The sequence below is a fragment of the Arenibacter sp. P308M17 genome, assembly GCF_003426735.1.
Classification (GTDB): domain Bacteria; phylum Bacteroidota; class Bacteroidia; order Flavobacteriales; family Flavobacteriaceae; genus Arenibacter.
Genome location: NZ_QVON01000002.1, coordinates 615,588 through 629,566, shown reverse-complemented (window position 1 = coordinate 629,566; position 13,979 = coordinate 615,588). Strand labels below are relative to the sequence as shown.

The window sequence follows — 13,979 nt, the reverse complement described above, 5'->3', positions numbered from 1 at the left end:
AATTTATAGGTCTTGTGTCTTTAACTTAAAAATTCAAAAATTCCTGCTGCTCCCTGACCGGTACCTACACACATGGTTACCAGGCCGTACTTGCCTTTCATATTCCTCTTTCTCATTTCATCAAAAAGTTGGACGGACAATTTGGCTCCGGTGCAGCCCAAAGGGTGGCCAAGAGCAATGGCACCGCCATTTACATTTACTATGTCATTATTTAAACCGAGTTCGCGAATTACGGCCAATGACTGTGAGGCAAATGCTTCGTTCAATTCTATCAATTCAATGTCATCCTGTTTAAGTCCGGCCTGTTTTAAAGCCTTTGGAACGGCCTTTACGGGGCCAATACCCATGATTCGGGGCTCAACACCGGCAGCGGCATAGTTGACCAATCTTGCAATAGGTTCCAACTTTAATTCTTTTACCATCTCCTCGCTCATAACCAGTACAAACGCTGCTCCGTCGCTCATCTGAGAAGAATTGCCGGCTGTAACACTTCCGCCAGCGGCGAAAACAGGTCGCAATCCTGCCAAAGCTTCCTTGCTGGTCCCTTTTCGTGGTCCCTCATCTTTGGTAACGGTGTATTTTTTGGTAGCCTTCTTTCCATTGTCATCAACATAGGTCTGTTCCACATCTATGGGAACGATCTGGCTTTGAAACCGGTCCTCAGCCTGGGCCTTAAGTGCTTTCATGTGCGAATTATAGGCAAACTCGTCCTGGTCCTCACGGGATACATTAAATTGTTTGGCCACCGCTTCCGCAGTATTTCCCATGCCCCAGTAATAATCTTCATGGCCCGCCTTTGCCAAATCATAGTTGAGCTCCGTTTTATATCCGGTCATTGGAACGGCACTCATGCTCTCTGCACCACCAGCAATGATACAGTCGGCCATACCGGCTTGGATTTTTGCGGTGGCAATACCAATAGTTTCAATTCCGGAGGAACAAAATCTATTTACGGTAACTCCGGGCACATCTACAATATTAAGACCCATCAAGGAGATTAAACGGGCCATATTAAGGCCTTGGGAACCTTCTGGCATGGCATTTCCGACAATAACGTCATCAATTCGTTTTTTATCCAATTGGGGCAGTTCGTTCATCATATACGCTATGGTCTCTGCGGCCAGCTCATCCGTTCTTTTAAAACGGAAAACACCTTTTGGAGCCTTTCCTATTGCGGTTCTATATGCTTTTACTATAAATGCTTGTTTGTTCATAGTTCTATTTTTGTTTTGAATTTGAGATTTTAGACTGGCCGATACTAGATTCTAGACCTTATTTACCTAAATTGTCGATAAATGAGGCAATCATTTTTTGAATTTGTAAAATTTTAGTTTCAAGTTCTTCGAACTTCTTTTCATCCAAATATTTTTCATTATATGAAACAATTAATTGAGTTTCCCATTCAAAAGCAGAACCAAGGCTATTCTCCAAATATTTAATAAAATGTCTATTTGTACTTTTGCTAGACCCTTCAGAAATATTTGATGGAATGGAAACTGCACATCTGTTCATTTGGCTAATTAAATTAAACCTTTCAAAATCTGGATAAGTTCGTGTAAGTTTATAGGTTTCATTTACAATTTCCATCCCCTTTTGCCAAATTTTCATTTTCTTAAAATTATGTTCGTCCCATTTGGTCTAGTCTCTAGGGTCTAATCGTCCTATATCTTAATTCCGTAACGGTTTCCCCGTCTTCAACATATGCTGTATACGTTCCAAGGTTTTTCTTTCCGAGCATAGGGAGAGGAACGCTTCCCTTTCCAGATCCAGTAGGTATTGTTCGGTTACCAAGGTAGGCTCGGACAAGTCTCCCCCGGCCATTACATAAGCTAATTTGTTGGCAATCTTATGATCGTGTTCGCTTATATAATTGCTATCTTCCATGGCATCGGTCCCTACCAGGAACATTCCGAGGGCCTGTTTTCCAAGAACCTTAACGTCTTTACGCTTGGGAGCTTGGGTGTAGCCCTGTTCTGCCATAAGTTTGGCGTAGGCTTTTGCGGTAGCAATTTGTCGGTCCTTGTTTACGACTACTATATCCTTCCCTTTTTCAAGTATGCCCATATCAAAGGCCTCGTATGCGGATGTGGAAACTTTGGCCATCCCGATGGTAAGGAAATATTCCTGAAGCACGTTCAGTTCCACATCATTTTTCCTAAAGGTATCCGATGCCCTTAAGGCCATTTCTTTGGATCCGCCTCCTCCTGGAATGACACCAACTCCAAATTCTACCAATCCTATGTAGGTTTCAGTTGCAGCAACCACCTTATCGGCATGTAAGGATAATTCGCAACCCCCGCCCAAGGTCATTCCATGTGGGGCGGAAACGGTAGGTATGGACGAGTAGCGCATGCGCATCATGGTATCCTGAAACATCTTGATTGCCATGTTAAGCTCCTCATATTCCTGTTCTACGGCCATCATAAATATCATTCCAATATTGGCGCCAACAGAAAAGTTGGGTGCCTGGTTGCCTATTACTAGGCCTTGATAGTCTTTTTCGGCCAAATCAACGGCCTTGTTGAGTCCGGCCAAAACATCGCCCCCAATGGTGTTCATTTTGGATTGGAATTCCACATTCAGTATGCCATCTCCCAAATCCTCAATAACAACACCGGAGTTCTTCCAGACCTGCTTGGACTCTCTAATATTGTCCAAAATGATAAAGGAATCCTGTCCTGGAATTTTCTCCATCGCCTTTTTGGGAATATCGTAATAATAGGTTGCACCGTCTTTAATACTGTAGAACGATCTATTTCCTTTGGATATCATTTCGGTAACCCAGGCCGCCGGTTGAAAACCCTCGGCCTTCATCATTTCAATACCCCTTTCAACCCCTATGGCATCCCAAATTTGAAAGGGGCCATGTCCCCAGGCAAAACCTGCTTTCAAGGCATCATCTATTTTATATAGCTCATCCGTTATTTCCGGGATCCTATTGGAAGCATACTCAAATAATGAAGAAAAAGTTTTTCGGTAAAAGGTTCCGGCTTTGTCCTTTCCGGTCACCAACACCTTAAATCTGTCAACGACATTTTCTATGGTTTTGGTGAGTTCAAGAGTGGCAAAATTAGCTTTTTTACTGGGCCTGTACTCCATGGTATTTAGGTCCAGGGCCAATATTTCCTTGCCTTCCTTCTTATAGAAGCCTTGGCCTGTTTTACTTCCAAACCATTTATTTTCCATCATTTTTCCGATAAAACCGGGAAGTGTAAATTGCTCCCGTCTTTCATCATCCTTACAATTTTTCGCAATGCCATTGGCCACATGCACCAAGGTGTCCAGACCAACAACGTCTACCGTGCGGAAGGTGGCCGATTTAGGCCTGCCTATTACAGGTCCAGAAAGTTTATCTATTTCCTCAACGGTAAGATCCATTTCCTTTACGGCATGGAACAGGCTCATAATACTAAAGGTTCCGATTCTGTTCCCTATAAATGCCGGAGTGTCCTTTGCTATCACCGAGGTCTTTCCTAAAAACTGTTCCCCATAGCCATTGAGGAAATCTAGCACTTTGGGGGAAGTTTTTGGACCAGGAATTATTTCAAAGAGTTTTAAGTATCGGGCCGGGTTAAAAAAATGGGTTCCGCAAAAATGTTTTTGGAAATCCTCGCTTCTTCCCTCACTCATAAATTTTATAGGAATGCCAGAAGTATTGGAGGTAATTAAGGTACCTGGATTTCTGTGCTGATCCAGTTTTTCAAAAACCATTTTTTTGATATCCAAACGTTCTACCACTACCTCAATAATCCAATCTACCTGTCCAACTTTCGAAATGTCGTCCTCAAGATTTCCGGTAATGATTCTCCTGGCAAAATTTTGATGATAAATAGGGGAGGGTTTGGATTTTAATGCCGCGGCCAAGGAATCGTTTACCAATCTATTCCTCACCACTTTGTCCTCTAAGGAAAGGCCATTGGCTTTTTCCCTATCATTAAGTTCTCTTGGTACAATATCCAAAAGCAATACTTCCACTCCTATATTGGCAAAATGGCAGGCTATGCCGCTTCCCATAATACCTGAACCAATGACTGCTACTTTTTTAATGTGTTTGTTCATCAATAAAAAGGTGTTAACTATTTTTTTAACTTTCTTAATAAATTTTCTTTTCCAGGATCAATTTGTTTATGACCTCGGTTACCTCAAAAAAGGTATCCAATTTTTCTGTGGATACATGCGCCTTTACCACATCGTTAAACCGAAGTACGGCATCTTTTGAATCGTTCCTCTTTTCCAGGCCAAAAGAGGTAAGGTGTATTAGTACGCCCCTACCATCATTGGGGTTGGGCCTTCGTTCTATTAGTCCCTTTTCCTCCATACTTTTCAATATTCGGGAGAGACTTGTGGCCTCCATTCCCATTTTTGGGCCAAGGGCAGTGGAAGGAGTTCCTGTTTTGGGGTCAATACTCAATAGTGTAAAACCAACGGCCATGGTACTATTGAATTTCCTGGCCTCCTCGTTATACATCTTTGTTACCGCTTGCCAAGTTGCTCGGAGCGCGTAATCTATTGTTATGTCTTGCATGCTGGTTGCGTTGGTTCTTTCAAAGATATAAAAATATATTATGCATGCATAATATATTATAAAAAATTATGGGCGTATAAAAAAACAGCCTCTTTATGGGAAGCTGTATTTAATTTAGTGCGGCATATGCTACTAGTGTCGTGTAAACGTTTAAATTACCCGTAGGTTTAGGCTTGACAGGACACTAGTGTTCATAAATGTCGTTATAGAGATCTATATATTTTTCCTTGACGATTTTGCGTTTTAGTTTCATGGTAGGGGTAAGGTGCCCTTGTTCTATACTCCATATATCTGGCGTAAGTCTAAATTGCTTTACTTTTTCCCATTTGGCAAAGCTTTCGTTTGCAGCATCCACCTCCTCTTGAAACCTGGCAATTACATCTTTATTTTGGATCATTTTTACATTGTTGCCAATCTCTATACGGTGCAATTTGGCCCAATTGCGTAAAAATTCAAAATCGGGTTGGATCAGGGCTGCCGGCATTTTCTCACCTTCCCCTATCACCATAATTTGTTCTATAAACCTGGATTGTTTAAACCGGTTCTCCAATAGTTGGGGCGCAACATATTTACCACCAGATGTTTTGAACATCTCTTTCTTCCTGTCTGTAATCTTTAGAAATCCATCGGAATCTAATTCACCGATATCCCCGGTATGAAAATAGCCGTCCTTAATAACCTCAGCCGTTTTTTCGGCATCTTTGTAATAGCCAAGCATTATCTGCGGTCCTTTTACACATATTTCTCCGTCCTCTGCAATTTTTACCTCCGTATTGTCCAATAATTTTCCGACGGTTCCTATTTTAAATCCCCCGTCCCTCATATCGTTCACCGAAACCACAGGTGACGTTTCCGTAAGTCCATATCCTTCCATGACCCCAAAGCCGGCCGCATTGAAAATACGGGCCAATCTAGGTTGTAAGGCCGCACTTCCTGAAGCTATTAGGGAAAGGTTGCCCCCTAGGCCTTCCTTCCACTTGCTAAAGATCAATTTTCTGGCAAGAGCCAATTTTTGCTCGTACCACCAACCGTTTTGGCCATACGGTTCATATTTCAATCCGACTTCAACGGCCCAGAAAAACAATTTCTTTTTTATACCTGTAAGCTCGGTTCCCTTGGCAATGATTTTATCGTATACCTTTTCCAATAATCTTGGAACCGCGGTCATTACATGGGGTGCACACTCTTTTAGGTTTTCGCTTATTTTGTCCATAGATTCGGCAAAATAAATGCTAACCCCTGCGTATTGATAGAGATAGATCATCATTCTCTCGTAGATATGGCAGACGGGCAAAAAGCTTAAACACCTGGTATTGCCGTAATCTATGGGCAACCGTTTGGAACTTTCCAAGGCATTGCTCACCACATTTTTGTGGGTCAGCATCACCCCTTTTGGTCGGCCAGTGGTCCCGGAGGTATAAATCAAGGTGGCCAGATCATCTGGCTTCACCTTCTTTTTAAGTTGTTCAACTTCACTTTGGTTTGAGGTATCCGAACCCAATTCCAAAATTTCGCTCCAATTTTTACAGTTTTCCAACACGTCAAAGGAATATATTTCCTTTAAATTTGGCGTATTTCCTTTTACCGCATCCACCTTTTCAAATACTTCGGAACAGGACACAAACACATATTTGGCCTCTGAATGGTTTAGGACATATTCATAATCTTCCTTGGATATTGTTGGATATATAGGCACGTTTTGGGCACCTATTTGAAGTATTCCAATGTCCATTATATTCCATTCCGTTCGGTTGGCCATGGAAATAAGGGCAATTTTATCATTGGGCTTAACCCCTAGTCGCAACAAGGCCCTGCTTATGGTATTTGCCTTGTCTATATATTCTTGGGTAGATGTGGCAACCCATTCTCCATTGTATTTGGTGACCAGGGATTTTTTTAAATTGAATTTCTCTAATTGATAATAAGGAAAATCAAAAAGGCGGGTGATTTCTTGCATATTTAATTTGCTGTTCGTATTCGCAAATTAAGAAAAGGGAACGGTATTATAAAATCACATTCGTATAAAAAATCCAAAATTTTTAAGGAGTCTTCATTTTACCATCATAAATTTGTTTCATATTGACTTTGCCTAATTAGTTTAGGGAGTTGTAATAGGGATAAATAATTGGTCGGTTAAAGTTTAAAACCCTGCCCGACTACGTTTAGGAAGGCCTGTCTTTGCCGGCCTGATCCCAATAATTATCGGGATTAGTTTCTTTAAATTTAAAGTGCCCACTGCATATAGCGTAAAGCTTACAGCATAAAGCCTTCTAGTGGGAACCATTGATTTATTCATGAATTTTACCGATTTTTGAATTAAGATATCAGGAATCCGGTTAAAAGTGGGCCCTCGTTAATGTTTTTTTATACAGTCGATTCCGGACATAATAATGCTGTTTGTACTAATTCCAAGGTCACTTAGCTAAGATTTATAACATGGAAACTACAAAATGATTAAGTTCAATGTTTCAACACCGTATTCAACAATAAACGTTTTAACCTTTATTTTTTTGATATCGGAGGCGTTTATGCGTGTTTTTATATGTAATATTTATTAACAATTAAACTAAACCAATGAAGAAATTTTTTGTAACGGCAGCAGTTATTTTTACCTTGATTTCCTGTGCCGAAAAATCCAAAATCCCTGTGTATGCATGGACCGGTGGTCCTGGGGAGGCCACAGACCAGGAACTACTGGCAACTTTTAAGAAGTATAAGGAGAAAGGGATAGATGGACTAATGTACAACGGCGGACATGATCCTGAAACCTATATGCGGGTAGGTAAATTGGTAAAGGAATCCGGTATGGAATTCCATACTTGGATACCTACAATGGTCCAAGGTGAAAATCCTAAATTACCAAGGGATCTTTATGCGGTAAACAGAAATGGGGAATCGGCCTATGATAAACCGGCCTATGTTCCATATTATAAATTTCTTTGCCCCAATAAGGAAGGCTCCTTTACCTTTTTGTCCGAGTTGTACGGGGATGTTGCAGCTGTTGAAGAGGTAGACGGGATACATTTGGATTATATCCGTTTCCCGGATGTAATATTGGCCGAAGGCCTTTGGGACAAATATGGACTGGTAATGAACGAGGAATACCCAGTAGCCGATTATTGCTATTGTGATAAATGTGTATCGGATTTTAAGGAGAAATCGGGAATAGATATAAAAGAGGTTGAAGATCCATCCAAGGTTCAGGAATGGAAGCAGTATAGATATGATTTGATCACCAATATTGTAAATCGTTTGGCAAAGGTGGTCCATGAAAAGGGCAAAAAGATCAATGCAGCAGTTTTTCCAGGACCCAGCAATGCAATGAAGATGGTGAGACAGGAATGGAACAAATGGGATTTGGATGCCTTTTATCCTATGAACTATAATGATTTTTATTTAAAGGGTCCTGAATGGGTCGGGGAGATAACCAAAGAGGAAGTGGCATCCGTTAAGGGGGAAAAGCCTATTTACAGTGGACTCTTCATATGTCCAAACCCGGAGAACAAAACCAAGGAAAACGACCCAGAAAATCACGGCTTGCTGCCTTCGGAAATAGAAACGGCCATCAGGACTTCCATGGAGAATGGAGCTACCGGAATATGCCTTTTTACTCCCGAAAGAATGAAACCAGAACATTGGGCGGCTTTTGACAAGGCAATCCATGCCGATTACTCAAAGGACAAAACGAATATGCAATGAAATTACATAGGTTTCGGGACGGAATGGGATTCTATGGCTAGGACTTGATGATATGTTGGCAGTAAGCAAGCAGTTGGCAAGATGACGGATTTCATTGCCCATTGCCAATTGTGGACTACCAAAGTTTATAGAAACTAAAGCAACTATATTGAAATTAAAGGCCCGCCCCGACTACGTTCAGGCGGGGTTTTAACCTTTAACTAGATAATAAACGAGATGCTTTCCTAATGGAATCGGGAATTGTTTTATTCACAAATCCCTTGAAATGAAGATGAACTTTAATGCCCTATATGCATTTAGTCCCAACTTCATTTCAAGGGATTTTAATTTGGTTTTATAAATGTAGTTTAAACCCTTCGTGGGTGGCCTTGAATCCGATGCCTTCATAAAATCGAATAGCACGGGGCCGCAGTTTGTTGGAGGTCAGCTGTATCAGATGAACCCCTTTTTTCTTGGCTGTTTCAATGATCCATTGAAACATTTGCTTTCCTATGCCCTTGCCCGTTTGATCTTCCCTTACATGTACATTCTCTACAAGACAGCGGATGCCGCCTACATAGGTAAGGTATTGCAGAAAACTCAACTGAAAGGAGGCTACCACTTCTCCCTCGGAATTCTCTATAACCATCAGCTGCTGGTTTTTGTCCCCATCAATTATTTCAAAAGCGCTATAATATGCTTTGGGAAGGGGATCCCTATATTGCTCCCGTAATTTGCCCAAAGTATCATTGGCTATCATTTTTATTATAGCCGGAAGGTCTTCCTTGTTAGCCCGTCTAAATATCATTCTTGCCCTTTATAGGTCTCCAGCCATTTTCTGGCATTTACAAAGGCTTCCAACCAGGGGGAAACCTCATCCTTTCTGTTTGCCGGGTAATAGGCCCAATTCCATTGGAATATGGAACGCTCAATATGGGGCATGGTCACCAAATGCCTGCCGGAAGCATCACATAGCATAGCCGTGTTGAAGTCACTGCCGTTGGGATTTGCAGGATAACCTTCGTAACCGTAATTTGCCACTATATTGTAATTTTCCTTGGCCATTGGTAATTTAAACTTTCCTTCGCCATGGGATATCCAAACGCCCAAATTGGATCCTTCCAAACTTGAAAGCATAATGGAATTGTTCTTTTGGACAACCACGGATGTAAATCCGCTTTCATGTTTATGGGAATCGTTAAAGGTCATTTTTCCATGTTCCGCGTGCTCAGGGTTTATCAATTCCAATTCCATGAATAGTTGACAACCATTACAAATACCAATGGAAAGGGTGTCTGGCCTGGCAAAGAAATTCCTTAAAGCCGTATTGGCCTTTTCGTTGTATTTAAAGGCTCCGGCCCAACCTTTGGCGCTTCCCAATACATCAGAGTTGGAGAATCCGCCCACAGCACCGATAAATTGGATATCTTCCAAGGTTTCCCTTCCCGATATTAGATCGGTCATATGAACATCCTTAACATCAAAACCGGCCAGGAACATGGCATTGGCCATTTCGCGTTCCGAGTTACTGCCTTTTTCGCGCAGGATGGCCGCTTTTGGTCGTGCATTTGGCCTGTTGGGTATTTTGCCGTTAAAATGGGTTGGGAATATATAGTTTAATGGCTGGTTTTTATAATTGTTATAGCGCTCCTTGGCCAAGTTATTGGCGGTCTGCTTTCTGTCCAATAGATAGGAGGTCCTAAACCAGGTGTCGCGCAGGGAATTAATGTTCAGTCCCATTTCCATACCCTGATTTTTAATGGTAAGACTAGCTGATGCATTTACCGATCCAATTTTGAAATGCTCTATTCCGGCATTGGCCAACACCTTTTCCACGCTGCTGTCCTTGGCCTGAAAAACGACTCCCGCATTTTCTGAAAACAATAATTTAATGGTATCGGCTTCACCAATGGCGGTCAAGTCCAAGGTGGCACCCAGATCCAAATGGGAAAAACAAAGTTCCAAAAGTGTGGTTATCAATCCACCCGAAGCCACGTCGTGACCGGCCAGAATCTTACCTTCCAAAATTAGTTTCTGGAGCGTATTGAATACGGACTTAAAATTTTCGGCATTATTTATTGTGGGGGCCACATCGCCAATGGTATTCAAAATTTGGGCAAAGGAGGACCCTCCCAATTTAAAGGAGTCCTGGGATAAATTAATGTAGTAAATGTCCCCACCATTTTTTTGCAGGACGGGTTCTACCACCTTGGTGATATCGGTGCAGTTACCTGCAGCGGAAATGATAACGGTACCAGGGGCTATGACTTCTGCGTCCTTGTAGCGTTGTTTCATGGATAGGGAGTCTTTTCCTGTTGGCACATTTATTCCCAGTTCAATGGTAAAATCCGAAATGGCCTGCACGGCTTCATATAGTCTTGCGTCCTCACCGGGATTTTTGCAGGGCCACATCCAGTTGGCAGAAAGTGAAACAGCGTCCAAACCATCTTTTAAAGGCGCCCAAACAATATTCGTCAGGGCTTCGGCAATACTGTTTTTACTTCCGGCAGAAGGGTCTATCAATCCTGAAATAGGGGAATGGCCTATGGAGGTGGCTATTCCTTCCTTCCCTTTGTAATCCAAAGCCATGACCCCACAATTGTTCAAGGGCAACTGCAGCGGACCGGCACATTGCTGTTTGGCCACCCTGCCACCTACACAACGGTCTACCTTGTTCGTAAGCCAATCCTTTGCCGCAACAGCCTCCAATTGCAGAACTTGGTCCAAATAATCATGGAAGTGTTCCAGGGAATAGGATGGGGCCTTATATTTTCTTGTTACTGTAGTATCGTTCATTACCGTCTTTGGTGAACTCCCGAACATATCTGAAAGATCCAGGTCCATTGGACTTTCTCCCGTTGTGGAAGATTTGAAGGTAAACCGTTTGTCTCCCGTAACATCGCCAACTTCATACATGGGGGATCTTTCCCTATCCGCAATTCGGTGCAACCTATCCACGTCGTTTTTTCCGATGACCAGGCCCATACGTTCTTGGGATTCGTTTCCAATAGTTTCTTTTGCCGATAGGGTAGGGTCTCCAATTGGCAATTTGTCCATATCTATTTTTCCTCCCGTTTCCTCGACCAATTCGGACAGACAATTTAAATGTCCGCCCGCACCATGATCGTGTATGGAAACTATGGGATTGTGGTCACTCTCTACCATAGCCCGTATGGCATTGGCAGCCCTTTTTTGCATTTCAGGGTTGGAACGCTGAATGGCGTTCAATTCTATAGTTGCTCCAAATTCTCCCGTATCGGCACTGGATACCGCTGCACCTCCCATGCCAATGCGATAATTGTCCCCCCCAAGGATTACTATTTTATCACCGGTCTTGGGCACATCCTTTATTGCCTGTTCGGCCTTTCCATAGCCAATGCCACCAGCCTGCATGATCACTTTGTCGTATCCTAATTTTCTATTCTTGCCCGTTACAGGGTTTTCATTGGCCTCGTCATGTTCAAAAGTAAGTACGGATCCGGCAATTAAAGGTTGGCCAAATTTATTTCCAAAATCGGAGGCTCCGTTGGAGGCCTTTATTAATATATCCATTGGGGTTTGGTACAGCCAGTTCCTTTCCTGCATTCCTTTTTCCCAAGGCCTATTTTCCTCCAAACGGGAATAGGCGGTCATATAAACCGCAGTTCCGGCCAAGGGCAGGGAGCCTTTTCCTCCTGCCAAACGATCCCTGATTTCTCCTCCAGCTCCTGTGGCCGCCCCATTAAAAGGCTCTACGGTAGTTGGGAAGTTATGGGTTTCGGCCTTTAGCGAAATAACCGATTCAAAAAATTTTTCTTGGTAGAAATCGGGTCTGTCGGCACTTTTAGGGGCAAACTGGACCACTTTGGGTCCTTTTAGAAAGGCCACATTATCCTTGTAGGCAGATACAATATTCCCAGGGTGCTCCTGTGATGTTTTTTTAATTAGCCTAAATAGTGATGATGGTTTTTCTATGCCATCGATAACAAAGGTCCCATTAAAAATTTTATGCCTACAATGTTCGGAATTCACCTGACTAAATCCAAACACTTCGGAATCTGTGAGCTTACGTCCAATTTTCTCGGAGACTTGTTTTAAATAAGCAACTTCTTCATCACTTAGAGCCAATCCTTCCCTTTCATTATACTGGGCAATATCCACTATTTCCAAAATGGGTTCTGGCAATATATCAACCTTGAAAATATCCTGGGAAAGGTCCTTATATTTTTGGGAAAGCATGGGATCGAATCCCTTTTCATCTTGGTCAACTGCCGTATACTCCTCAATTCTAATTATACCGGAAATACCCATATTCTGGGTTATCTCCGTTGCATTGGTACTCCATGGAGTAATCATGGCAGCTCTGGGACCAACAAAAAAGGCGTCCAATGACGCCGTGTTTAACTTAGGTTGGTTGCCGAACAACCACGTAAGTTTTACGCTATCTTCCTGGGTAAGGTCGTTTTTGGTCTGTACCGCAAATATCTTAGTGCTAGGGTCTCCAAAGAAATGAATCATCTAATATATTAATTGTAAGGTTGAGAAAGCTGCAAATTTACGGTTTTAATGCGTAATTATTTATTAGAATAGTTAACAGTTTTGGACAACGATTGTTAATTTCTGAATGTGGTCCAATATTAAATGTAGCCTGCTTAATTTTTTATAATCCAATTAAAGGTTAAAACAGCGCCTGAAAGTAGTCGGACAGGCCTGTTCCCGATGGTTATCGGGATTGGTTTTTATAAGTTTTGGGTATCAAAAGTTGGCAGTGGCAGTTTACAGTTGGCAAAAGAATGGATTTCACTGCCCACTACATACTGCCAATTTGACTCCCAGTCCTTGACAAGGAATTCCATTCCGTTCCAAAACCCCTGCCTCGCCGGCAGGTATGTAATTTCATTTCATATAAGTTTAGTTTGGTTCTATGTGAATCAATACATGCCCAATGTTGGGAATATCCCTGCGGAGCCTGTCCTTGAGTTTATGGGAAAGGTCATGTCCTTCCTTAACGCTAATTTTACCGTTTACTTGGGCATGCAGGTCGATATGATATTTGGTGCCCGCCTTTCTAATAAAACATTTTTCGGTACCTAATATACCATCGACATTAGAGGAAACTTGGCGAATTTCATCTATGAGGTCATCATAAAGATGTTCATCCATTATTTCACCAAGGGCAGGTCTAAAGATCAGATATCCATTATAGAAAATAAAAAGGGATGCCGCCAAGGCAGCCCAGTCATCGGCCGTTTCATATCCTTTGCCAAAGATCAAGGCAATGGAAATCCCAATAAAGGCCATAATGGAGGTGATTGCATCGCTTCTATGGTGCCATGCATCCGCCTTTAGGGATGAGCTATTGGTCTGGATACTTTTTTTCAATACCACCCTGTATGAAATTTCCTTCCATAGAATAATGGTGCCGAGGACCAGAAGTGTCCAGGATTTTGGTGTTTTATGGGGCGTCAATATATTCATTATACTTTCATAGGCTATAATAGTGGCCGAAGTAATTAGAAAACCTACTACCAAAAAAGTAATCAGGGGTTCAATTTTCCCATGGCCGTAGGGATGATTGTCATCGGCCGGTCTTTTGGCATATTTAAGCCCGAACAACACTAAAAGGGAGGAGAATATATCGGTAGTGGATTCAATGGCATCGGCGATCAAAGCATATGAATTGCCAAAAAAACCTGCAAAACCTTTAATTGCGGCCAAGGCAATATTTCCTGCAATGCTGAAGTAAGTGGTTCTTATGGCCGACTGTTCGTTGTTCATTCTTTTCTTAAACCCGATA

9 protein-coding genes are annotated in these 13,979 nt (G+C 42.1%); 1 reads left to right on the top strand and 8 read right to left on the bottom strand.

Annotated features, from left to right (window positions below; genetic code table 11):
* Positions 1 to 20 precede the first annotated feature (20 nt).
* The 5 genes from D0S24_RS06610 to D0S24_RS06590 form a co-directional block, all read right to left on the bottom strand.
* Entirely contained in the window at positions 21 to 1,214 is a 1,194-nt protein-coding gene (locus D0S24_RS06610; protein WP_117019057.1) for an acetyl-CoA C-acyltransferase, read from the bottom strand.
* Between the two features lie 58 nt (positions 1,215 to 1,272).
* Complete coding sequence (locus D0S24_RS06605) at positions 1,273 to 1,608, bottom strand: four helix bundle protein (protein ID WP_117019056.1); 336 nt, start codon at positions 1,606 to 1,608, stop codon at positions 1,273 to 1,275.
* Between the two features lie 60 nt (positions 1,609 to 1,668).
* A complete protein-coding gene (locus D0S24_RS06600; protein WP_117019055.1) occupies positions 1,669 to 4,059 on the bottom strand; it encodes a 3-hydroxyacyl-CoA dehydrogenase/enoyl-CoA hydratase family protein in 2,391 nt (796 codons plus the stop codon).
* A 34-nt stretch (positions 4,060 to 4,093) separates the two neighbouring features.
* The gene (locus D0S24_RS06595) at positions 4,094 to 4,525 is read right to left on the bottom strand and encodes a MarR family winged helix-turn-helix transcriptional regulator (RefSeq protein ID WP_117019054.1); all 432 of its coding nucleotides are present in this window, start codon (positions 4,523 to 4,525) and stop codon (positions 4,094 to 4,096) included.
* Positions 4,526 to 4,709: 184 nt separating this feature from the next.
* Positions 4,710 to 6,482 (bottom strand): long-chain fatty acid--CoA ligase, encoded by a 1,773-nt coding sequence (locus D0S24_RS06590; protein WP_117019053.1) that lies wholly within the window; start codon positions 6,480 to 6,482, stop codon positions 4,710 to 4,712.
* A 617-nt stretch (positions 6,483 to 7,099) separates the two neighbouring features.
* Between D0S24_RS06590 and D0S24_RS06585 the strand changes: the two genes are divergently transcribed.
* A complete protein-coding gene (locus tag D0S24_RS06585; RefSeq protein ID WP_117019052.1) occupies positions 7,100 to 8,224 on the top strand; it encodes a hypothetical protein in 1,125 nt (374 codons plus the stop codon).
* A 334-nt stretch (positions 8,225 to 8,558) separates the two neighbouring features.
* Here the strand turns inward: D0S24_RS06585 and D0S24_RS06580 are convergent, their stop codons facing one another.
* The 3 genes from D0S24_RS06580 to D0S24_RS06570 form a co-directional block, all read right to left on the bottom strand.
* Positions 8,559 to 9,011 carry a GNAT family N-acetyltransferase gene (locus D0S24_RS06580; protein ID WP_117019051.1) on the bottom strand — a complete coding sequence of 151 codons (453 nt, stop codon included), beginning with the start codon at positions 9,009 to 9,011 and terminating at the stop codon, positions 8,559 to 8,561.
* Positions 9,008 to 12,700, bottom strand: coding sequence for a phosphoribosylformylglycinamidine synthase (gene purL, locus D0S24_RS06575; RefSeq protein WP_117019050.1), 3,693 nt, complete (start codon positions 12,698 to 12,700; stop codon positions 9,008 to 9,010). Before purL ends, D0S24_RS06580 begins: the two co-directional genes overlap by 4 nt.
* Before the next feature lie 393 nt (positions 12,701 to 13,093).
* On the bottom strand, positions 13,094 to 13,960 hold the full coding sequence (locus D0S24_RS06570) for a cation diffusion facilitator family transporter (protein ID WP_117019049.1): 867 nt from the start codon (positions 13,958 to 13,960) through the stop codon (positions 13,094 to 13,096).
* Positions 13,961 to 13,979: the final 19 nt, after the last annotated feature.